Source organism: Nocardia caishijiensis NBRC 108228 (genome assembly GCF_001612825.1).
Taxonomy (GTDB): domain Bacteria; phylum Actinomycetota; class Actinomycetes; order Mycobacteriales; family Mycobacteriaceae; genus Nocardia; species Nocardia caishijiensis.
This window is the reverse complement of record NZ_BDBE01000001.1, coordinates 21,704-40,693: the sequence shown is the minus strand read 5'-3', so window position 1 is coordinate 40,693 and position 18,990 is coordinate 21,704. Positions and strand designations below refer to the sequence as shown.

At 68.6% G+C, this 18,990-nt stretch carries 21 protein-coding genes; 19 read left to right on the top strand and 2 right to left on the bottom strand.

The features are described from left to right. Positions 1-107: 107 nt before the first annotated feature. On the bottom strand, positions 108-380 hold the full coding sequence (locus NC7_RS00245) for a DUF2277 domain-containing protein (RefSeq protein WP_067977469.1): 273 nt from the start codon (positions 378-380) through the stop codon (positions 108-110). Between the two features lie 62 nt (positions 381-442). On the opposite strand from NC7_RS00245, the gene NC7_RS00240 reads away from it, so the two are divergent. After that, positions 443-1,300 (top strand): DUF1266 domain-containing protein, encoded by an 858-nt coding sequence (locus NC7_RS00240; RefSeq protein ID WP_067977468.1) that lies wholly within the window; start codon positions 443-445, stop codon positions 1,298-1,300. A 1-nt stretch (position 1,301) separates the two neighbouring features. On the opposite strand, the gene NC7_RS00235 is transcribed toward NC7_RS00240, so the two are convergent. Continuing rightward, positions 1,302-2,282 (bottom strand): hypothetical protein, encoded by a 981-nt coding sequence (locus NC7_RS00235; RefSeq protein WP_236573740.1) that lies wholly within the window; start codon positions 2,280-2,282, stop codon positions 1,302-1,304. A gap of 226 nt (positions 2,283-2,508) precedes the next feature. Between NC7_RS00235 and ftsH the strand changes: the two genes are divergently transcribed. The 18 genes from ftsH (at position 2,509) to NC7_RS00145 (ending at position 18,722) form a co-directional block, all read left to right on the top strand. Beyond that, the gene (gene ftsH / locus NC7_RS00230) at positions 2,509-4,884 is read left to right on the top strand and encodes an ATP-dependent zinc metalloprotease FtsH (protein ID WP_067977466.1); all 2,376 of its coding nucleotides are present in this window, start codon (positions 2,509-2,511) and stop codon (positions 4,882-4,884) included. Between the two features lie 569 nt (positions 4,885-5,453). Further along, positions 5,454-6,044 (top strand): GTP cyclohydrolase I FolE, encoded by a 591-nt coding sequence (gene folE, locus NC7_RS00225; RefSeq protein ID WP_157101777.1) that lies wholly within the window; start codon positions 5,454-5,456, stop codon positions 6,042-6,044. After that, complete coding sequence (folP, locus tag NC7_RS00220; protein ID WP_067977464.1) at positions 6,041-6,910, top strand: dihydropteroate synthase; 870 nt, start codon at positions 6,041-6,043, stop codon at positions 6,908-6,910. Before folE ends, folP begins: the two co-directional genes overlap by 4 nt. Then, complete coding sequence (gene folB / locus NC7_RS00215; RefSeq protein ID WP_067977463.1) at positions 6,907-7,329, top strand: dihydroneopterin aldolase; 423 nt, start codon at positions 6,907-6,909, stop codon at positions 7,327-7,329. The genes folP and folB overlap by 4 nt, the downstream gene beginning before the upstream one ends. After that, positions 7,326-7,859: a 2-amino-4-hydroxy-6-hydroxymethyldihydropteridine diphosphokinase gene (gene folK / locus NC7_RS00210; RefSeq protein WP_067977461.1), complete on the top strand. Its 534-nt coding sequence runs from the start codon at positions 7,326-7,328 to the stop codon at positions 7,857-7,859. Before folB ends, folK begins: the two co-directional genes overlap by 4 nt. Further along, a complete protein-coding gene (locus NC7_RS00205) occupies positions 7,853-8,326 on the top strand; it encodes a DUF3180 domain-containing protein (RefSeq protein ID WP_067977459.1) in 474 nt (157 codons plus the stop codon). The genes folK and NC7_RS00205 overlap by 7 nt, the downstream gene beginning before the upstream one ends. A 68-nt stretch (positions 8,327-8,394) precedes the next feature. Continuing rightward, positions 8,395-9,525, top strand: coding sequence for a DUF6779 domain-containing protein (locus tag NC7_RS00200; RefSeq protein ID WP_067977438.1), 1,131 nt, complete (start codon positions 8,395-8,397; stop codon positions 9,523-9,525). A 184-nt stretch (positions 9,526-9,709) separates the two neighbouring features. Beyond that, entirely contained in the window at positions 9,710-10,663 is a 954-nt protein-coding gene (locus NC7_RS00195; RefSeq protein ID WP_067977437.1) for a Rossmann-like and DUF2520 domain-containing protein, read from the top strand. Further along, positions 10,663-11,619: a pantoate--beta-alanine ligase gene (gene panC / locus NC7_RS00190; RefSeq protein WP_067977436.1), complete on the top strand. Its 957-nt coding sequence runs from the start codon at positions 10,663-10,665 to the stop codon at positions 11,617-11,619. The genes NC7_RS00195 and panC overlap by 1 nt, the downstream gene beginning before the upstream one ends. A 14-nt stretch (positions 11,620-11,633) precedes the next feature. Beyond that, entirely contained in the window at positions 11,634-12,053 is a 420-nt protein-coding gene (gene panD, locus NC7_RS00185) for an aspartate 1-decarboxylase (protein WP_067640553.1), read from the top strand. A gap of 19 nt (positions 12,054-12,072) precedes the next feature. Beyond that, positions 12,073-12,855: a type III pantothenate kinase gene (locus tag NC7_RS00180; protein WP_067977435.1), complete on the top strand. Its 783-nt coding sequence runs from the start codon at positions 12,073-12,075 to the stop codon at positions 12,853-12,855. Positions 12,856-13,010: 155 nt separating this feature from the next. Then, on the top strand, positions 13,011-13,607 hold the full coding sequence (locus NC7_RS00175; RefSeq protein ID WP_167352390.1) for a cysteine dioxygenase: 597 nt from the start codon (positions 13,011-13,013) through the stop codon (positions 13,605-13,607). Beyond that, complete coding sequence (locus NC7_RS00170) at positions 13,607-14,038, top strand: rhodanese-like domain-containing protein (protein ID WP_067977434.1); 432 nt, start codon at positions 13,607-13,609, stop codon at positions 14,036-14,038. The genes NC7_RS00175 and NC7_RS00170 overlap by 1 nt, the downstream gene beginning before the upstream one ends. Before the next feature lie 118 nt (positions 14,039-14,156). Then, a complete protein-coding gene (gene lysS, locus NC7_RS00165) occupies positions 14,157-15,623 on the top strand; it encodes a lysine--tRNA ligase (protein WP_067977530.1) in 1,467 nt (488 codons plus the stop codon). Positions 15,624-15,738: 115 nt separating this feature from the next. Then, positions 15,739-16,101, top strand: coding sequence for a histone-like nucleoid-structuring protein Lsr2 (locus tag NC7_RS00160; protein ID WP_067977433.1), 363 nt, complete (start codon positions 15,739-15,741; stop codon positions 16,099-16,101). 322 nt (positions 16,102-16,423) lie between these two features. After that, positions 16,424-17,035 carry an FHA domain-containing protein gene (locus tag NC7_RS00155; protein ID WP_067977429.1) on the top strand — a complete coding sequence of 204 codons (612 nt, stop codon included), beginning with the start codon at positions 16,424-16,426 and terminating at the stop codon, positions 17,033-17,035. A gap of 117 nt (positions 17,036-17,152) precedes the next feature. After that, a complete protein-coding gene (locus NC7_RS00150) occupies positions 17,153-17,710 on the top strand; it encodes an anthrone oxygenase family protein (protein WP_067977424.1) in 558 nt (185 codons plus the stop codon). A 76-nt stretch (positions 17,711-17,786) separates the two neighbouring features. After that, entirely contained in the window at positions 17,787-18,722 is a 936-nt protein-coding gene (locus NC7_RS00145; protein WP_067977416.1) for an esterase/lipase family protein, read from the top strand. Positions 18,723-18,990: the final 268 nt, after the last annotated feature.

The following is an 18,990-nucleotide window of genomic DNA, read 5'->3' as shown; positions in this document are numbered from 1 at the left end:
GCTCCCCACTGCGTTGTGTGAATCACAACCAGCCTGGCACGGTCCGGCCCGTCCGTCACGGGTTATCGGCGCACCGGTGCCCCGGTGCGCGCGAGTCGTCCTGGGGTCTAGCCGGTTTCCTGCACCTCGGCATCGCGTGCCGCGATCCGGCGCAGCGGTGGTTCCGTCGGTGGCGGCACCCGGCGGTCGGGGAGTTCGGCGAGCAGGGTGGTCGTGGCCGCGGCGATGGCGGCGACGGCCTTGTCGACCGCGGGTTTGGTTGTGCTGCTCAGCCCGGAGATGCCGCCGACTTTGCGCACATACTGCAAGGCGGCAGCGTAGATCTCCTGCTCGGTGGCGGCAGGCTCCAGACCACGCAAGACGGTGATATTTCTACACATGACAGAACAATAGACCTGTGGGGCACATCACTGCAGGACAAGAAGACACTAGACTCGGCCGCATGCCTGCTCGGGGAGTACCAGCGCTGACCACCTTTCCCTACCCGGAACTCGACAAGCGCGAGGAAGACCACTGGTCGGGGGCGGGCGTGAGCGACGACGAGCTGCGCGCCCTGGCACTGGGTGCCTTCTATTCCACCCGCTGGGACGCCTTCCACGACGCCATGGTGCTCGGCCCCGAACGCGAGCATCCCCTCGGCGACCGTCGCGAACTCGCCATCGACACGCTCACCGGCGCGTGGGGAATCACCGACGGCAACGAGGCACGCGCCTCGATGGAACAGCTCCTCGAAGGCATGCACGCGCCGCTGTACGCGCTGGTCAATCCGCTGGTGATGGCCTCGGTCAATGCCAGCGAACGCGACCGTTTCGGCGAACGCGCCGATCGGCACCGCGCCTTCCTGCGGCAGGTCGGTTCGTTCCGGGGGATGGACAACCCGGAGGCGCTGGTCCGCGACTACGACATCTGGGCCCAGGCCATCAAGATCGGTTTCACCGAGCACCTGGCCCGCCCGCTGCCCAACGACATCCACGCTTGGGACCTGGCGCGCGTGGTCGCGGTGGCGCGGATGGCGTTCACCGCCGGGTATCTCGAGGCCGACGTGGCATGGGAGTACGTCATGCGCGCGTTGCCGCCCGCCCAGCGGCGCTACCGCAACTGGCGTCAGTTCGGCGACGCCTATCTAGCGGGCTGGACATACTGGCAGGCCACCGAGGACCTCGCCGAACTCAAGAACGGCGGCGTCGACCGGCGGATGGAACTGCTGCGGCTGTGGACCCGCCCGACCAGCCCGTGGCGCCGTATCGAACTCAACGAGTCCGAACCGAAGCCCGAGCCGCCCGCCGAAGAGCCGAGCTGACCTACAGGCTCCGTAAAATCCCTCGGCCGTAGCGCTGGAACTGGGTGTCGTCGACCATGCCGAGCGAATGCCGTTCCACCAGCAGTTCCCATTCGCTGTAGAGCTGGGTGACACCGGGATCGGCGGGCCCGGGTGCCCCGTCGGCCGCCTGCCTGCGCACGGCGAAGTTCACCGCGCAGGTGACCCGTTCGATGTCGGCACGGTCGACCCCCGCGAAATGCAGAGTGCGGTTGCCGTCGCTGACATCCATCCCCGAACCGCCGTGCCTGGTGTCGATCTCGCCCGGCGCCGTATGCCCCTCGACGGTCCTGGCACCGAGAATCGCCGGCACCGGCAGCTCGTGGGCGCGACGGTCGCCGCCGATGCCGACGAACAACAGCCGGTCGGTCGTCGCGGCGAGCAGCCCGGCGCCCGAACCCGCGGGCGGCGAGGCGATGGCGATCGCGGTCTCGAGCACGTATTCGTCGGAGGTGACGTAGCGGTGCAGCGCGTTGATCGCCGAGCGGGCGTCCTTGCGCGGCGCCATCCGGCGCACCGCGCGGTCCACATCGGCGCGGACCGGCCCGGACTTGCCCCATTCGGGCGCGGGCGGAGTGAGATCGGGCGCGGCGATATCGATGCGCTTGGTGGCCATGATCTGGTCGTTGATCCGGTCGACGATGCCGAGCGCGGTCGGCACGTCGTGCTCGGCGATCAGCACCGGGAGCGGCGTGCGGTCGGCGGGCACACCGGTGAGCACGGCGGTGGGATACCGCAGGTAGATCTCGATCACCACCGCGTCGTCGGCGCGGCGGTTGAGCCGGACTTTGAGCAGGTCGGCGATGGGAACGTCGAGTACCCGTTCGCCGTCGGTACCCGGCCGCAGGACGGTGAGCCGCCCCTGGCCGTGGCGCAGAATCGCTGTGGGTGTTCGTAGCTCGACGATGACCGTACCCCCTGCGCTGTAGTTGTGTCCTCGCCCACGATAAGACGGGCATGACATGATTGTGGCCACTTGCAACAACCCGGACGGGGTACTCGGGAACCTCTCCCGTTCCCCGGCCGTTTACCAGTGCAGCTGCACCAGCAGCCGAACTGCGCGATGTATCGACTAGACCGTACGCGGTAACGTGGCATGTCCGCATCCGAATCCCGCCGATCTCGACAGCTTCGCTAGGCACACCCCGGAGAAATAACCGGAAAGGACTGGGCCGTCCGGCCGACGCTCTATGAACCGCAAGACAGTGTTTCGCACCTTGGCGATCATCTCGGGCATCATGCTCATGATCTGGCTGTTCAGCTATCTCGGCGATGACACGCGCGGCTGGGAGAGTGTCGACACCTCCGTGGCGCTCAGTCAGCTGGAGAACAAGGACAACGTCAAGAACGTCCAGATCGACGACAAGGAGCAGCAGCTCCGCGTCGAACTGAACAACGGCAACGACGCGACCAACAACAACGCCAAGATCGTCGCCAAGTACCCCGGCGGTGGTGAGACCTCCGCCAAGATCCTCGACGCGGTGCAGAAGTCGGGCGCGCCCTACGACACGGTCGTCAAGCAGGAGAGCTGGCTGTCGCAGCTGCTGCTGTTCATCGTGCCGATGGTGCTGTTGGTCGGCCTGTTCATCTTCGTGATGTCGCGCATGCAGGGCGGTGGGCGCGGCGGCATGATGGGCTTCGGTAAGTCCAAGGCCAAGCTGCTGTCCAAGGACATGCCCAAGACCACGTTCAAGGACGTGGCCGGTGCCGACGAGGCCGTCGAAGAGCTGTACGAGATCAAGGACTTCCTGCAGAATCCGGCCCGCTACCAGGCGCTCGGCGCGAAGATCCCGAAGGGCGTGCTGCTCTACGGCCCGCCCGGAACCGGTAAGACGCTGCTGGCGCGCGCGGTCGCCGGTGAGGCCGGGGTGCCGTTCTTCACCATCTCCGGTTCGGACTTCGTGGAAATGTTCGTCGGTGTCGGCGCCTCGCGTGTGCGCGACCTGTTCGAGCAGGCCAAGCAGAACAGCCCCTGCATCATCTTCGTCGACGAGATCGACGCGGTCGGCCGCCAGCGCGGCGCGGGCCTCGGCGGCGGTCACGACGAGCGCGAGCAGACCCTCAACCAGCTGCTGGTCGAGATGGACGGCTTCGGCGACCGGTCCAACATCATCCTGATCGCGGCGACCAACCGTCCCGACATCCTCGATCCCGCGCTGCTTCGCCCCGGTCGTTTCGACCGGCAGATCCCGGTCGGCAACCCCGACCTGGCCGGTCGCCGGGCGATCCTGCGGGTGCATTCGGCGGGCAAGCCGATCGCGCAGGACGCCGACCTCGAGGGCCTGGCCAAGCGGACCGTCGGCATGTCGGGCGCCGATCTGGCCAACGTCATCAACGAGGCCGCGCTGCTCACCGCCCGCGAGAACGGGTCGGTCATCACCGGCGAATCGCTCGAGGAGTCGGTCGACCGCGTGATCGGTGGTCCGCGTCGCAAGAGCCGCATCATCAGCGAGCACGAGAAGAAGATCACCGCCTACCACGAGGGTGGGCACACCCTCGCCGCGTGGGCGATGCCCGATATCGAGCCCGTCTACAAGGTCACCATTCTGGCGCGCGGCCGCACCGGCGGTCACGCGATGACCGTGCCCGAGGACGACAAGGGCCTGATGACCCGCTCGGAGATGATCTCCCGGCTGGTGTTCGCGATGGGTGGTCGCGCGGCCGAGGAACTGGTGTTCCACGAGCCGACCACGGGCGCGTCGTCGGATATCGACCAGGCGACCAAGATCGCGCGCGGCATGGTCACCGAGTACGGCATGAGCGCCCGGCTCGGCGCGGTGCGCTACGGCCAGGAGCAGGGTGACCCGTTCCTCGGCCGTTCGATGGGCACCCAGGCCGACTACTCGCACGAGGTGGCCCGCGAGATCGACGAGGAGGTGCGCAATCTCATCGAGGCCGCGCACACCGAGGCCTGGTCGATCCTGAGCGAATACCGCGAGCAGCTCGACGCGCTGGCCACGGCCCTGCTGGAACGCGAGACCCTGCACCGCAAGGATCTCGAGGAGGTCCTCGCCGGAGTCGAGAAGCGTCCGAGGATCACCGCGTTCAACGACTTCGGTGACCGTCTGCCGTCCGACAAGCCGCCGGTGAAGACCCCGGGTGAGCTGGCCCTCGAGCGCGGCGAGCCGTGGCCCCCGGTACAGCCCGCCCCGGTTCCGGTGCCCAACGGTGCCCCGCCGCGCGAGCAGGCCAACGGCCACCCGGGCCAACAGCCCTACGGTCAGCCCGCCCCGCCCGCCGCCGGATACCCGCTGCCCAACGCGCCCACCCAGGCGTTCCCGCGACCGACGGGCACGCACGGTTCACGTCCCGACTACGGCGCCCCGGCCGGTTGGTCGGCCCCCGGCTGGCCCCCGCGCGAGGAACAGCAGCAGCAGCCGCAGGGCCAGGGTGGTTGGTCACAGCCGCCCCAGCAGCAGGCCCCCCAGCAGCCGCCGCAGCACCAGCCGCGCCACGGCAGCGAGTTCCAACCGTGGGGTGAACAGCCGACCGCACCGCCGCAGCAGCCGCCCACCCGCGATGCCGAGCCGGACAACAACGAATGGAACGGTCCGAACGGCCGCTGACAGCCGTATCGTGCCCGCTCGATCGGCCCGCCTGCAATAGGCGGGCCGATCGGGCGCACGGGGCTTGGTGATCGGAGCGCGTGTCCGGTTGTACAGCCTCGCCATTCGAGCGCGAGGCGATCGGCTCGGGTGTGCAGTGCCGTGTCTGATGTGTGTCGCCGGTCGAGGCGTTCCGGCGATGCGTGCCGCTACCGGCAGGCGGGCGGCGCAGCGCATGAGGCCACTGACGCGGGGATGGCCGCGGCAGTCGTGATGTCTGCGCCTGGTGCGATGGGCACCACCCAGGGTGGTGGTACCGAGATACGGACCACGACACCGGGCCGAACTGCCGCCGTCGACCTCGCGCCAACTACGCTGGGATGTTCGAGCCGGATCGCTTCGGCTCTGGTTGCCGTCCGAGTCGGGACGTTCCGGCTCTGGTGACCGCCGTTGCCGGATCGACCCGGCAGCGTTTACCGGATGGACCCGGAGGTGTGGAGAAGTTGTCGGCCAATAAGAAAGTCGCTGAGGCCGTGAACGGTTCGGGGCCCGACCCGGCCGGAGAGCTCGGGGAGACGAGCCCGGCTCAGCTGACGGCGCTGGCGACGGGCCGCGTGTTCGACCAGCAGCGCGCCGAGAACGCCGTGCGCGAACTGCTCCTCGCGGTCGGTGAGGACCCCGACCGGCCCGGGCTCGTCGACACCCCGGCCCGCGTGGCCCGCGCCTACCGCGAGATGTTCGCCGGGCTCTACACCGAGCCGGACGAGGTACTCGCCACCACCTTCGACGAGGGCCACCAGGAGCTCGTCCTCGTGCGCGACATCCCGATGTTCTCCACCTGTGAGCATCACCTGGTGTCGTTCCACGGCGTAGCCCACGTCGGCTACATTCCCGGCACGCACGGTCGCGTGACCGGCCTGTCGAAGCTGGCCCGCGTCGTCGACCTCTACGCCAAGCGCCCGCAGGTGCAGGAGCGCCTCACCAGCCAGATCGCCGACGCGGTCATGCGCAGGCTCGACCCGCGCGGCGCGATCGTCGTGGTGGAGGCCGAGCATCTGTGCATGGCCATGCGCGGTATCCGCAAGCCGGGTGCGAGCACAACCACTTCGGCGGTGCGCGGCCTGTTGCAGACCAATGCCGCCTCGCGAGCCGAGGCGCTGGACCTGATCCTGCGCAAATGAGCCAACCCCTCGTGACCGCGCGGGACGGCCGCTCGTGTGTGGTCATGGGCGTGGTGAACGTGACCGCCGATTCCTTCTCCGACGGCGGGCGTTATCTCGATCCCGAACTCGCGATCGCGCACGGTGTCGCCCTGTTCGAGGCGGGTGCCGACATCGTCGATGTGGGTGGTGAGTCCACCAGGCCCGGCGCCGACCGCGTCGACCCGGCGACCGAGGCCGCGCGGGTCGCGCCGGTGATCCGAGGGCTGGTCGCGGCGGGCGTGCCGACCAGTGTCGACACCATGCGCGCCGAGGTGGCCGAGGCGGCGCTGGCCGCCGGTGCCGCCGTCGTCAACGACGTGTCCGGTGGCCGCGCCGACCCGGACATGGTCGGTGTGGTCGCCGACGCGGGCGTGCCGTGGATCCTGATGCACTGGCGTGCAGGTGCCGACTACCGCCACACGGGACCCGCCGACCACTACGACGACGTGGTTGCCGAGGTGCGGGCCGAACTGCGCGCCCAGGTCGACCTCGCCGTCGCCGCCGGTATCGCCGCCGACCGGCTGATCCTCGATCCCGGCCTCGGCTTCGCCAAGAACGCCGACCACAACTGGGCCCTGCTCGGTGCCCTGCCGGAGCTGGTCGCCGACGGCCTGCCCATCCTGATCGGCGCGTCCCGCAAGCGTTTCCTCGGCGCCCTGCTCGCCGACGATTCCGGGCCACGCCCGCCCGACGGTCGCGAGGTCGCCACGGCGACCGTGTCGGCGCTGGCCGCGACGCACGGCGCCTGGGGCGTCCGCGTCCACGACGTGCGCGCCTCGCTGGACGCCATCATTGTTGTCGACGCGTGGCAGCGTGCCACCGCCGCCCGAGGAGCCGCCCGATGAACTCACCGCTGCTGCCCCCGCCCGCCGACCGGCCCGCGTCCTCGCGCATCGAATTGCGCGGGCTCACCGTGTTCGGCAGGCACGGCGTGTTCGATTTCGAGCGTCGCGACGGCCAGGAATTCGTCGTGGACCTCACCGTGTGGGTCGATTTCGCGGCCGCGGCCGCCTCCGACGATCTCGCCGACACCGTCGACTACGGCGGGCTCGCCGAACGTGCCGCGCGCATCGTCGCCGGTCCGCCGCGCGATCTCATCGAAACCGTCGTCTCCGAGATCGCCGACGACGTGATGACCGACCCGCGCATCGAGGCCGTCGAGGCGGTGCTGCACAAGCCCTCGGCCCCGATCCCGCACACCTTCACCGACGTTCGGGTGGTCGCCACCCGCTACCGCACCTCGGTGCCGGAGCCGCGCCGATGACCCGTGTGGTGCTCTCGATCGGTGCCAACCTCGGTGACCGGCTCGCCCACCTGCGCGGCGTCCTCGACGCGCTGGGGGAGCGCACCCGTGCGGTCTCGCCGGTGTACACCACCGCGCCGTGGGGCGGCGTCGATCAGGACGACTACCTGAATGCCGTTGTGGTGGCGGAGGACCCGACCTTCGACGGCTACGACTGGCTGCGTTTCGGGCAGCGTCTCGAACAGGCCGCCGGGCGGGTGCGCGCGGTGCGGTGGGGCGCGAGAACCCTCGACGTCGACATCGTGCAGTGCGTCGACGGTGGCGAAGCCGTTGTGCGCGACACCGATCCGACGCTGATCCTGCCGCACCCCGAGGCGTACCACCGCGCGTTCGTGCTGGTTCCGTGGCACGACGTGGAGCCGGACGCCCGGTTGCGCGTCGACGGCGCCGAGGTGCCCATCGGCGAGCTGCTCCACGCCGTCGACCCCGCCGAACGCGCGGGCGTGGTCCGCACCGACCTGGTCCTCGGCGAAAGCGCTCGCCCGTGCTGAAACCGACCCGGCTGCTCGACCTGGCCCTGAACGTCGTGCTGGCCGCGGCCGTCGCCTGGACCGCGACCCGCTTCGCCTATTCGACCTTCCCCTCGATCTCGGTGGCCGCGGGCGCGTCGTTGCTTCCGGTGGCCGCGATCGAGGCGGCGCTCGGGTTCGTCATCAAGAACAAGATCGCCGAGGAGCGCATCGGCGACGGGTCGGGTGAGCTGCATCCGATCAACGTGGCCAGGGCCGCCGCGTTGGCCAAGGCGTCGTTGCAGGTGGGTTCGCTGGCGGCCGGTGTGTGGCTCGGTTTCCTGCTGTGGGTCTTCCCACAGCGCGGCACGGTGACGGCGGCCGCGGCCGATTCGCCGGGGGCGGTGGTCGGTCTGCTGGCCGGTTCCGCCCTGGTTGCTGCGGCTTTGTGGCTCGAGCACTGCTGCCGCGCGCCGGACGAACCACCGGACGAACCGGCAACCACCTAGCAACTTGCGAATGGAATCACCGTCGTTGTCGGTGTGCCGACCAGCCGTTTCCGGCTACCCTGGCCACCATGGTTTCACCCTCCCGTAGCACCACGCCCCGTCGACGGCGGGACGACGCGGGAAAGCTCTTCATCGGCGCCCTTCTTCTCCTCGGCCTGACAGCCAGTGTTTTCCTCGTCTTCAGTGACAATGTGCAATTCGTCCGGATCGGCCTGGTAGCGGCGCTGTGGGCGGCCGTGATCGGCGCCCTCGCGGCCACGCGCTACCGCAAGGACGCGGCCGTCGACAAGGCGAAGGCGCGCGATCTGCAGACGGTGTACGAGTTGCAGCTCGAACGGGAGATCAACGCCCGTCGCGAATACGAGATGGGTGTCGAGGCGCGCGTGCGCGCCGAAGTCGGCGCCGACGCGTCGGAGATCGCGGCTCTGCGCGCGGAGCTCTCGCTGCTGCGCCAGAACCTCCAGGTGCTGTTCGAAGGCGCCCTGCCTGACGACCAGCCAGCCCTGCAGGCCGACGCGGTCCGCATCGACGCCCTGCCCAGCGGCGGCACCGCCTACAGCGATTTCGACGCCTTCGACGACGCCGAGCCCGAGATCGACGATAGCCACGAGGCTGCCGCCGCCGCCTGGTTCGGCCCCTGGCAGCAACCCCCCAGCGCCCTGAAACCGGTCTTCATGCAGCCGGTCTCGGCGAATTTCGCCGACCCCTACGACGACCCGGTCACCGCCGAGACCTCGGCCGTGCAGCTGGACGAATACGCCGAGTCCCAGCAGCCGACCGCCGAGCCCGAACCGGCGAAGTCGTCGACCAAGACCCCGCCGCCCCGGCTGTCGGCCCCGCACACCCGCAAGGTCGACAACGACGGCCGCCCCCTCGACCCCGAGCCCTCGGCCCCCACATCGTCGAACGGCGCCGACCCGTCGGCTACCCCGGCACCCACCGCCACCGACCCCTCGGCTACCCCGGCACCCCCCGGTTCGCTCACTCCCGAGCCCGCGGCCGAACAGCCCGCGGCCGAACAGCCCGCTGTTGTCACCACCGACTCCGGCTTCGAAGCCCCCCCGAACTCCGGCCCAACCCCGGCCGCCCCCACCGTCGGCACAAGCTCCCGCCGCCGCCGTCGCGCCGAATCGGAAGGCACCCGCCTCTCGGTGGCCGACATCATGGCCAACCTCCAGTCGGAATCCACCCGCACGTAACCCCGCAGCGCCAGCCGGGCTCGGGTGGGGCGGTTGCCGCGCAGGCCGCCGCTTCTCGGGCAGGCGGAACCGCCGTGTGCCAGATCACCCACCGGGGCCGTGGCGGCGCTGGCGTAGGGCCCGTTATTCTCGACGCGTACGTCTGGTACCCGCGCAGCGGGACTGGAACGCAATCGAGAGGACAATGTTGACCTCGAGAAGTGTCGATTCTGATGGCGCGAACTCAGGTGTCGATCCAGCGCCCGCACGGCTGACGGTAGGAATCGTCTCGGCGGGACGGGTGGGTTCGGCGCTCGGTGTGGCGCTAGAGCGAGCCGGGCATGTGGTGTTCGGTGTCGCCGCGATCTCCGATGCCTCCGTGCACCGGGCGCGTACCCGGCTGCCCGATTCGCAGATCCTGCCGGTCGAGCAGGTGGCGCGACGCAGTGAGTTGTTGCTGCTCGCGGTGCCCGATGCCGAGCTGGCGGGGTTGGTTCGCGGGCTGGCATCGGCGGGTGTGGTCCGGCCCGGCACCATCGTCGCGCACACCTCCGGCGCGAACGGTGTCGGTGTGCTCGCCCCGCTCACCGACCAGGGCGTGTTGGGTCTGGCGATCCATCCGGCGATGACCTTCACCGGTCACGACGAGGACATCGCCCGCCTCGCCAATGCCTGTTTCGGCATCACCGCCGCCGACGAGGTCGGTTACGCCATCGCCCAGGCGCTGGTGATCGAGATGGGCGGCGAGCCGGTGCGGATCGAGGAAGACCAGCGCACCCTGTATCACGCCGCCCTCGCGCACGGCGCCAATCACCTGGTCACCCTCATCGTCGACGCGGTGGCGGCGCTGCGCGAAGCGATGTCGGGCCCGGGTCTGCTCGGCCAGCCGGTGGTCGACGGTCAACCGGGCGGCCTGCCCGAACGCCTCATCGGCCCGCTGGTCTCCGCCGCGCTCGACAACGTGCTGCGCCGTGGCCAGGCCGCGCTCACCGGACCGGTGGCCCGGGGCGACGTGGACGCGGTCGCCGCACACCTGAACGCCGTCGAGTCGTTCGACGAGCGCCTGGCCGCGTCGTATCGCGCCATGTCGTTGCGCACGGCCGAACTCGCCAGGACCGATCCCGCTCTGCTCGAGCTGCTCGCCGAGAAAGGCAACTGATGGAACCCCGAGAAGTGCATCACCACCAGGGCGGCGCGCGGGCGACCGGCGCGTACAAGCCCGGCGCGCTCACCGTGCACCACAGCCCCGAGGTGCTGTCGACGGTGGCCAAGGCGTTGCGCGGCGCGGGCCGCAGCATCGGTTTCGTGCCGACGATGGGCGCCCTGCACGAGGGTCACCTGCAGTTGGTGCGCCAGGCCCGGCTCACCAATCAGATCGTGATCGTGTCGATCTTCGTCAACCCGTTGCAGTTCGGCGCGGGTGAGGATCTCGACGCCTACCCGCGCACCCTCGACGCCGATCTCGCACTGCTCGCGGCCGAGGGCGTCGACCTGGTGTTCGCGCCGTCGGCCAACGAGATGTACCCCGACGGTCCGCGCACCACCGTGCAGCCGGGCCCGCTCGGCGCCGAGCTCGAAGGCGGCAGCAGGCCGACGCATTTCGCGGGCATGCTCACCGTCGTCGCGAAGCTGCTGCAGCTCACCAACGCCTCGGAGGCGTACTTCGGGGAGAAGGACTACCAGCAGCTCACGCTGATCCGTCAGATGGTTCGCGACCTGAACTTCGACGTGAAGATCGTCGCCTACCCGACGGTCCGCGAACCCGACGGTCTGGCCCTGTCCTCGCGCAACCGCTATCTCGATGCGGCGCAACGGGAATCGGCGCTCGCCCTGTCGGCCGCACTGGCCGCGGGCAGGCACGCCGCGGGCCTCGGCCCCGAGGGCGTCCTCGCCGCCGCGCGCGCCGTCCTCGACTCGGCCGACGGTCTAGAGGTCGACTACCTCGAACTGCGCGACTCCACCCTCGGCCCCGCCCCGGAAGCGGGCAACGCGCGCCTGCTCGTCGCGGCCAAGGTCGGCGGCACTCGCCTGATCGACAACGCACCCCTTGTCCTCGGCGCCCAGCTCGACGGGCACCCCGACGCGAACTCCCTGCCTGCCCCGCAGGCGCACTGAGAAAGGCGAAGCCGATGCTGCGCACCATGATGACCTCGAAGATCCACCGTGCCACCGTGACCCACGCCGACCTGCACTATGTGGGCTCGGTGACCGTCGACCAGGATCTGCTCGACGCCGCGGGCCTGCTCGAGGGCGAGCAGGTGTGCATCGTCGACATCGACAACGGCGCCCGCCTCGAGACCTACGTGATCGCGGGCGAACGCGGGTCGGGTGTGATCGGGATCAACGGCGCCGCAGCACATCTCGTGCACCCCGGCGACCTGGTCATCCTCATCGCCTACGGCCAGCTCGACGAGGCCGAGCTGCGCGAGTACGCGCCGAAGGTGGTCTTCGTCGACGACCGCAACCGGCCCGTCGAGCTCGGCGCGGACCCCGCGCACGCGCCCGAGGGTTCCGGGCTCACCTCGCCGCGTTCCCTGTCGATCGCCTGAGCGCGGCGGGGGGTCGGACATGCTGCTGACGATCGACGTCCGCAACACCGCCATCGAACTCGGCCTGTTCTCCGGCAGCGGCGAGCACGCGCAACTGGTGCGGCACTGGCGTATCCACACGAATCCGCTGCTCACCGCCGACGAGTTCGCGATGCAGGTGCGCGGACTGGTCGGTGCCGAGCTCGACCAGGTGGTGGGCGTCTCGGCGCTGTCGACGGTGCCGCCGGTGCTGCGCGAACTGCGCGTGATGCTCGCCCGCTACTGGGCGCACGTGCCGCATGTCGTCGTGGAACCCGGTGTGCGGACCGGCATTCCGTTGTTGGTCGACAATCCCAAGGAGGTCGGCGCCGACCGCATCGTCAATTGTCTCGCCGCGTTCCGCCGCTTCGGTGGTCCGGCGATCGTCGTCGATTTCGGCACCGCGACCTGTGTCGACCTGGTGTCGGCCAAGGGTGAGTTCCTCGGCGGTGTGATCGCGCCGGGCGTCGAGGTGTCCACCGAGGCGCTGGTGGAGCGCAGCGCGCTGCGCCGGGTGGAACTGGCCAGGCCGCGTTCGGTGCTCGGCAAGAACACGATGGAGTGCATCCAGTCCGGTGCCGTCTTCGGTTTCGCGGGCCTGGTCGACGGCCTGATCGACCGCATCCGCGACGAATTCGACGCGTTCGCCGGCACCGATGTCACCGTGGTCGCCACCGGGACGGGCGCGCCGCTGATCGTGCCGGAATCGGAGACGATCGACCAGCACGAACCGCACCTCACCCTCACCGGCCTGCGGCACGTCTACGAGCGCAACAAGAAGTGATCCAGGTCATGACCGAGCGCCGCGCGCTGCCTGCTAAGCTCGCAGTCGTGTCCTTCCGTGTGAGCACCCAGGAGTGTTGTCGAGGCTGACCTGCCTCGACCGTTCGAGGCTGACGTTTTCCCCTCGACCGATTCTCACCTCCTGGAGATGCGCTCATGCGTTCTTCTGTTCTTTCCCTGTCGTCGGCCCGCGACGAATACTCCGCGACCCCGCCGCTGGATCGCGCGATCGCCCCGGCCCTGCCCACGCGCCTGCGCCCCGCCGACCTGCTGCGTCTCACCGACGAGGGCGCCGAAGACGTCCTGGCCGGTCGCTACGACCACCTGCTGCCCGCCGACGGGCGCTGGCCGGTCGACGAGCGCTGGGCCACCCGCCTGATCGCCGACGACGAGGTCGATGTCTGGCTGATCAGCTGGACCCCCGGTAAATCCACCGAGTTGCACGACCACGCCGGTTCGCTCGGCGCGCTCACCGTGCTCAGTGGCGCGCTGTCCGAATTCCGCTGGAACGGCACCGACTTGCGCAGGCGCACGCTCGCGGCGGGCGATCAGGCGTCGTTTCCGATCGGCTGGGTGCACGATGTCGTTCGCGCGCCCGCGGCCGCCGAATCGGTCGGTCCGCTCGACCCCACGTTGAGTGTGCACGCCTATTCGCCGCCGTTGACCGCCATGTCGTATTACGAGGTGACCGGTCACGGCACCCTGCGACGCACCAAAACCGTCCTCACCGACCAGCCCGAAGGTGATCTGTGATGAGTCGTTCGTCGATCGATCAGATGCTCGACAACGCACGCGCGAAGCTGCGCAGGCTGTATGTGTACGACGTGCCAGCCGCGCTGGCGCGAGGCGCCATTCTGGTCGACATCCGCCCGGCCGCGCAGCGCGTTCGGGAGGGCTCGTTGCCGGGCGCGCTGGTGATCGAGCGCAATGTCCTGGAATGGCGGCTCGACCCCACGTCCTCGGCCCGTTTGTCACTGGCTGCGGACCACGATGTGGAATGGGTCATTTTCTGCTCGGAGGGCTATACCTCCAGTTTGGCCGCGGCCTCGCTGCAGGAACTCGGATTGCACCGCGCGACCGATCTGATCGGCGGCTATCAGGCGCTGAAGTCGGCGGGCATGCTCACCGTCGGCGTCGGGGTGCCGCATTTCGCCCGCGAAGTGGAGTCGCTGGCGTCGTTGTAACGGGCGGCGCACTGGTCCTTTCCGGTGCACGCTACTGTTATCGAACGTGAGCACCCCTAACTCCGCCGAGACCGGCCGCGCCGTCAGTTCCGCCGTGGACAGCGATGTCCCCGAGCAGATGCGGATTCGCCGGGACAAGCGTGAACGGCTGCTCGCCGACGGTGGTGACGCCTATCCGGTGGTCGTGCCGCGCACCCACACCCTGGCCGAAATCCGTTCCGCCTACCCGGATCTCGAACCCGATACCCAGACCGGTCGGCAGGTCGGTGTCGCGGGCCGCGTCATTTTCGTCCGCAATACCGGCAAGCTGTGCTTCGCCACGCTGCAGGAGGGCGACGGAACGAAACTGCAGGCGATGATCAGTCTCAACGGTGTCGGCGCCGACGCGCTCGCCGCCTGGAAGGCCGATGTCGACCTCGGCGATTTCGTGTTCGTGCACGGTGAGGTCATCTCCTCGCGTACGGGCGAATTGAGCGTGATGGCCGATTCGTGGTCGATGGCGGCCAAGTCGCTGCGCCCACTGCCGGTGGCGCACAAGGAAATGAACGAGGAGTCGCGCGTCCGCCAGCGCTACGTCGACCTGATCGTGCGCCCCGAGGCCAGGGAAATGGCCCGTACCCGCGTGAATGTGGTCCGTGCGCTGCGCACCGCGCTCGAGCGCCGCGGTTTCCTCGAGGTCGAGACCCCGATGCTGCAGACCATCCACGGCGGCGCCGCCGCGCGCCCGTTCGTCACCCGGTCCAACGCCCTCGACATGGACCTGTTCCTGCGCATCGCGCCGGAACTGTTCCTCAAGCGCTGCGTGGTCGGCGGCCTGGAGAAGGTCTTCGAGATCAACCGGAACTTCCGCAACGAAGGCGCCGACTCCACCCATTCGCCCGAGTTCGCGATGCTGGAAACCTACGAGGCCTACGGCACCTACGACGACTCGGCGACGATGATCCGGGAATTGGTCCAGGAAGTCGCGCAAGAGGCATTCGGCACCCTCGTGGTGACTCTTGCCGATGGCACTGAATATGATCTGAGTGGCGAGTGGACGACGGTCGAGATGTATCCCTCGCTGTCGGAGTCGATCGGTGTCGAGGTCACTCCGGAAACCACTGTCGAGGAATTGCTGGCACTTGCCGAACGGGTCGGACTGGAAATTCCGGCGGGCAAGGGCTACGGCCACGGGAAACTGGTCGAAGAACTCTGGGAACACGTGTATGGCGACAAGCTCTACGCGCCGACTTTCGTTCGCGACTTCCCTGTGGAGACCTCACCGCTCACCCGTCAGCATCGCAGCAAGGCCGGTGTTACGGAGAAGTGGGACCTCTATGTTCGCGGTTTCGAGTTGGCCACGGGCTATTCGGAGTTGGTCGATCCCGTGATCCAACGCGAACGGTTCGTCGACCAGGCGCGGCTCGGCGCGGCGGGCGATGACGAGGCGATGGTGCTCGACGAAGACTTCCTCACCGCGATGGAACACGGCATGCCGCCGACCACCGGAACCGGTATGGGAATCGATCGCTTGTTGATGGCACTCACGGGTTTGGGAATCCGGGAAACGATCCTGTTCCCCATTGTGCGTCCGAGTAGTCGCTGACCTGTGAATTCGCGGGGCGAAGGCCTCGTGTTGGAAAATTCTCAATTCGGGGTATTCTTGCCTCGGGTATTCGGCCTGGAGGCAGGCTTGACGATTTCGAGAGGACGTTCATCTCATGGCAAAGAAGGTCACCGTTAGCCTGATCGACGATGTCGACGGTGAGTCCATCGCGGACGAAACCATCGAGTTCGCTCTCGATGGGGTGTCGTACGAGATCGATCTGTCGGAGGCAAATGCGGCGCGTCTGCGCGAAGGCCTGGACGAGTGGGTTGCCAACGCGCGTCGCGTGAGTGGCCGTCGTCGGACCAAGGCTGCCGGTGCACCGGCGCCGCAGGGCAAGAGCCGCGTTTCCATGGACCGCGAGCAGAGCGCCGCAATTCGTGAATGGGCCCGTCGTAAGGGCCACAAGGTCTCCGCGCGCGGCCGCATCTCCGCCGACATCACCGAGGCCTACAACAAAGAGGTCGGCAAGGGCTGAGTTGTTGGAGCGCTGGCGCGCTCGAGTTCGCGGCCCCGCCGGTCCCGACGATCAGGCACCGTGGCTTGCTCCTTCGTCGCCTACGCCACGGCGCCTGATCGTCGGGACGGCCGCGAACCGCCGCTTCGCGGCGTCCCCTCCCTAAGGGTCGGGGAGTGGGGGCTGGGAGTGCGGGTCGGGGGACCGCTTCGGGCCTTCTCCGGGGGGCTGGGTAGTGGTTCGGGGACCGCTTCGGGCCCTCCTGTAATGGGGGTGGGGAAGCTGTCTGGAAAGATAGACTGATGGTTGTGCGCAGGGTGTTTCGAGTCTCGGGAGATGTTGGGTGAGCTCCTTTCTTCGGTTCACCGACAACACTGGGCGTCAGCACGAATTGGCGCTGGATCCCGAGCAGCAGCGGATCACCATCGGGCGTAATGTCCAGGCCGATCTGGTGCTCGGCTGGGACGCCGAGGTCTCGCGGTTGCACGCGGCTGTGGAGCACCTCGGTGCGCACTGGACCATCGTCGACGACGGGCTGTCGCGCAATGGGACGTTCGTCAACGGGGAGCGGTTGGTCGGCAGGCGCCGCCTCAGTCCGGGCGACCGCATTCGCGTCGGCACCACGCTGGTGCATTTCTTCGATTTCGGTGGTGTCGTCGACGACGCCACGCATACTGCCTCCGGTTCCATACCGACCATGCGTTCGCTGACCGAAACCCAGCGCGCGGTGCTGATCGCCCTGTGCCGTCCGTACAAGCACGGCACGGGCTTCGCGACGCCCGCGTCGAACCAGCAGATCGCCGAGGAACTGTTCCTGTCGATCGACGCGATCAAAACCCATCTGCGTGCCCTTTTCGCGAAGTTCGGGGTGGAGAATCTGCCGCAGAACCAGAAGCGCACGCGGCTCGCCGCCCTCGCCATGCAGAGTGGGATGATCTCCGACCACGAGTTGTGAGTGCGACGCTCGCTTACGGCGGCGAGCGCCTGAACCATGTCGGCGGCGGCTCGGACGCGGTTGACTGATTCCTGTCACCGGAGTGCGACTCCGGATTCGAGTCAGGAGTTGATTCCCATGTCGGCCGTTCGTTTGTCCTCTCTGGTTCTCGCGATGCTCAGCACCGGCCTCGTCGCGGGCGTGTTCTACGCCTACGCGATCTCGGTGATGCCCGCCCTGGCGCGCACGGGAGACCGCACGCTGATCGAGGTCATGCAGAAGATCAACGTGGTGATCATCAACCCGTGGTTCATGTTCGGCTTCCTCGGGACGGTCGGCTTCACCGCGCTCGCGGCCGCGCTGCACCTGGGTGGCGACCACCGCACCGCCCTGATCTGGATCGGTATCGCGCTGGTGCTCAACGTGATCGCGTTCGCGGTCACCGCCGGGCAGAACGTGCCACTCAACGACGCCCTGGCCGCGGCGGGCGACCCGGCGACGCTGGCCGACACCGCCTCGGTGCGCGCCGAGTTCGAGACGGCGTGGGTGCGCTGGAACATCGTGCGCGCGGTACTGCACACGGCGGCGTTCCTGGTGCTGTGCGGTGCGCTGTTCGTCGCGGGCGTGCAGCAGGGCAAGTCGAACGCCGCGGTTCCGTTCGCGGGACAGACCATTTCGCACGCGCTGGTGCGCTGAATCGCGCCGTAGTGCCACGCGAAAGCTGGAGCGTGTTCCATGATGACTGGAACACGTTCTAGTAAGGGGTGGTTCCATGCGAAGTAAGTCGATGCTCGTTCTGGCCGTCGCGATGCTGCTTGGCCTGGTTGGGGCAGGCGGTGCGGCCGCCGAGCCCTACCCGGTCGACTACAACTTCTTCGCCGGTATCGCGCCCGAGCTGACGAATCCTGGCGGCGCGCTGCCCGGCGCGAACGACCCGAATTGCGTTCCCACGCCGGAGCATCCGAATCCGGTCGTGCTGTTGCACGGCACCGGCGGTGGGGCACAGACGAATTGGGGCGTGTACGCCCCGCTGCTGGCCAATGAGGACTATTGCGTGTTCACCCTCACCTACGGCGCCTACGCGCTGCCCTGGCCCGTCTCGGCCATCGGCGGGATGCGTCCGATCGAGCAGAGCGCGGCGGAGGTGTCGGCCTTCGTCGACGATGTTCTCGCACGCACCGGCGCCGAGCGGGTCGACCTGATCGCCCATTCTCAGGGCAACATCGTCGGCAACTACTACCTGAAACGGCTCGGCGGCGGTGACAGGGTGGCCCGGCTGGTCGGGATCGCGCCGCCCTGGCTCGGCACCAACGCGTTCGGCGCGGGCGATATCGCCCACTTCAGCCGGGCACTAGGGGCGGGGCCGGTCTTCGACGCCGCCACCGGCTCGCTGTGCCAGGCCTGCGCGCAGATGTTCACCGGTTCGCCGTTCATGACCGCGCTCAACGCCGACGGCGTGTACGACCCGCGCGTCACCTACACCAATATCGTCACGGTCCTCGACGAGCTCGTCGTTCCCTACACCTCGGGGCTGGCCCCCGGCCCGAACGCCACCTCCGTGGTCGTGCAGGACGGGTGCGCGCAGGACTACTCCGAGCACATGGCCATCGCGGGCAGCCCGCGCGCCGCCGCGTACGTGCTCAACGCCCTCGATCCGGCCGGTCAGGCGCCGGTCCCGTGCGAGTTCGTGCCCCCGTTCACCGGCTGAGCCGGGATTTCGCTGTAGGCAAAACTGGAACGGAAACGAATGCCGCGACGTGCGCGTTGTGAGTGAATGACCAAGTTGTCACCGGTCCCCAATAGGGTGGAGCGGCGACGGCGGAATCCTCTGCCAACTAGAGTGGATGGCGGGGGCCGCAACCCCCGGGCTTCATGGCAGGCTGACGGCGACAGTTGTCGCCTCCGGCGCCCAAGGTTGTACCGAGCACACAGCGGCGTCTGTTGCCAGAATGTCGGAGCAGGAGAGTGAGGGAGCG

Excerpts from the sequence above, each read along its gene's own strand:
- NC7_RS00170 (WP_067977434.1), top strand. The coding sequence starts at position 13,607 with ATGAGTCGTTCGTCGATCGATCAGATGCTCGACAACGCACGCGCGAAG.
- NC7_RS00150 (WP_067977424.1), top strand. The coding sequence starts at position 17,153 with ATGTCGGCCGTTCGTTTGTCCTCTCTGGTTCTCGCGATGCTCAGCACC.
- folB (WP_067977463.1), top strand. The coding sequence starts at position 6,907 with ATGAACTCACCGCTGCTGCCCCCGCCCGCCGACCGGCCCGCGTCCTCG.
- panC (WP_067977436.1), top strand. The coding sequence starts at position 10,663 with ATGGAACCCCGAGAAGTGCATCACCACCAGGGCGGCGCGCGGGCGACC.
- NC7_RS00200 (WP_067977438.1), top strand. The coding sequence starts at position 8,395 with ATGGTTTCACCCTCCCGTAGCACCACGCCCCGTCGACGGCGGGACGAC.
- NC7_RS00145 (WP_067977416.1), top strand. The coding sequence starts at position 17,787 with ATGCGAAGTAAGTCGATGCTCGTTCTGGCCGTCGCGATGCTGCTTGGC.
- NC7_RS00235 (WP_236573740.1), bottom strand. The coding sequence starts at position 2,282 with ATGTCATGCCCGTCTTATCGTGGGCGAGGACACAACTACAGCGCAGGG.
- panD (WP_067640553.1), top strand. The coding sequence starts at position 11,634 with ATGCTGCGCACCATGATGACCTCGAAGATCCACCGTGCCACCGTGACC.
- NC7_RS00240 (WP_067977468.1), top strand. The coding sequence starts at position 443 with ATGCCTGCTCGGGGAGTACCAGCGCTGACCACCTTTCCCTACCCGGAA.
- ftsH (WP_067977466.1), top strand. The coding sequence starts at position 2,509 with ATGAACCGCAAGACAGTGTTTCGCACCTTGGCGATCATCTCGGGCATC.
- NC7_RS00160 (WP_067977433.1), top strand. The coding sequence starts at position 15,739 with ATGGCAAAGAAGGTCACCGTTAGCCTGATCGACGATGTCGACGGTGAG.
- NC7_RS00175 (WP_167352390.1), top strand. The coding sequence starts at position 13,011 with ATGCGTTCTTCTGTTCTTTCCCTGTCGTCGGCCCGCGACGAATACTCC.
- lysS (WP_067977530.1), top strand. The coding sequence starts at position 14,157 with ATGCGGATTCGCCGGGACAAGCGTGAACGGCTGCTCGCCGACGGTGGT.
- folP (WP_067977464.1), top strand. The coding sequence starts at position 6,041 with ATGAGCCAACCCCTCGTGACCGCGCGGGACGGCCGCTCGTGTGTGGTC.
- NC7_RS00245 (WP_067977469.1), bottom strand. The coding sequence starts at position 380 with ATGTGTAGAAATATCACCGTCTTGCGTGGTCTGGAGCCTGCCGCCACC.
- NC7_RS00195 (WP_067977437.1), top strand. The coding sequence starts at position 9,710 with ATGTTGACCTCGAGAAGTGTCGATTCTGATGGCGCGAACTCAGGTGTC.
- folK (WP_067977461.1), top strand. The coding sequence starts at position 7,326 with ATGACCCGTGTGGTGCTCTCGATCGGTGCCAACCTCGGTGACCGGCTC.
- NC7_RS00180 (WP_067977435.1), top strand. The coding sequence starts at position 12,073 with ATGCTGCTGACGATCGACGTCCGCAACACCGCCATCGAACTCGGCCTG.